Source organism: Isoptericola sp. NPDC060257 (genome assembly GCF_042726645.1).
Taxonomy (GTDB): Bacteria; Actinomycetota; Actinomycetes; order Actinomycetales; family Cellulomonadaceae; genus Isoptericola; species Isoptericola nanjingensis.
The window spans coordinates 1-1,312 of sequence record NZ_JBHXAW010000504.1 but is presented as its reverse complement, the minus strand read 5'-3'; the positions used below and the strand labels follow the sequence as shown (position 1 = coordinate 1,312).

General features: G+C 73.8%; 2 protein-coding genes. Both read right to left on the bottom strand.

Annotated features, from left to right (window positions below):
* Positions 1 to 73: 73 nt before the first annotated feature.
* A complete protein-coding gene (locus ACFWEK_RS21705; RefSeq protein ID WP_430555391.1) occupies positions 74 to 634 on the bottom strand; it encodes a hypothetical protein in 561 nt (186 codons plus the stop codon).
* Positions 635 to 760: 126 nt separating this feature from the next.
* The coding region (locus ACFWEK_RS21700) for a glycosyltransferase family 4 protein (RefSeq protein ID WP_430555390.1) at positions 761 to 1,312 on the bottom strand (552 nt) is incomplete at its 5' end.

The window sequence follows — 1,312 nt, the reverse complement described above, 5'->3', positions numbered from 1 at the left end:
GCTCTCACGAACGACACCGCCGCGCACCACGCCTGCAGGTAGCGGCGGGAGCTGTCTCCCGTCGGTGGATGTGTCAGGAGATGCGGAACGAGTTCGCCCGGTCGTTGAAGCTGCCGAGGTAGTCGTCCCGGTCGATGAACGCGGTGTGCGCCCCCGTCTTGTCGTTGCCGTTGTAGAGGCGCACGTCGCAGTGGTTGTACGTCTTGACGGACGTGATCCTGTTCGACAGGGCGGTGCCGAGGTTGGCGCCGCCCTCGTTGTCGCCGGTGCCCGCGGTGCAGCCCTCCCGGTACTTCGGGTTGTAGACCACGACCTGGAAGCCGCCGTAGTCGATGTGCTGGTACAGCCGCGCGACGACGAGCCCGGTGCCGGGCTTCGCGTTCTTGCAGCCGAACGTGCCGTCGAGGACGGCACAGTAGTAGGTGGTGCGGGCCGCCTGGGCGGAGAGCTTGAGGTCCTCGACCATGACCGGCGTGTCGCTGGTCACCGCCTCGACCCGGACGGGCGCGGCGCCGTCGTCGGGCGCCGCCGTGGCGGCCGGGGCGGTCGTGCCCAGGGCCGCGATCGCCGCGAGCCCGCCCACGACGGCGGCGAGCCGTGCGCGGCGGGTGCGGGTGCGTGTCGTGATGGTCATCGTCGCTCCTCACGTCAGCCGGCGATCCCCTCGTCGCCGGTCATGGTGTGACGAGGGGTCCCACGGCGACGGTGATACGCCGAGGCACCGATCCGTCCGTGACCAGGCCCGACGGCGGCCGGTCGGTCAGCGCGTGATCGAGGCCGCCGCGCGGTACGCGGCGTCGACGTCGGCGAGCACGCGCGGCCATGACGTCGCGAGCTCGGCGGAGCGGTTGTGCGCGATGATCGCGTCGAGCAGGGCGGGGTCGTCGGCGAGGCGGACGAGGGCGCCGGCCATCGCCGCGTCGTCGTCCACGAGGAGGGCGTCCCGCCCGTCGACCAGGCGCTCCGCGACCCCCGACTGGGACCGGCTGACGACGGCGAGGCCGGCGGCCTGGGCCTCGAGCGCCGCGATGCCGAACGCGTCCTGCACCGCGGGGGCGACGAAGACGTCGGCGCGCACGTAGAGGCGCTTGAGCTCGGTCGGGGTGAGGCGGCCGACGAGCCGCACCGTGTCGGCCAGCCCGTGCTCGCGCACCCAGCGGCGGGCGTCGGCGAGCTGCGGGCCGTCGCCGCCGATGGTCGCGACCAGGCGCCCGGGGGCCTTCTCCACCGCGGCGGCGATCGCCTCCAGCATCGGCAGCTGCCGCTTGCGGGGCGCGTACGGGGTGGGGGTCACGACGTGCACCTCCCGGCC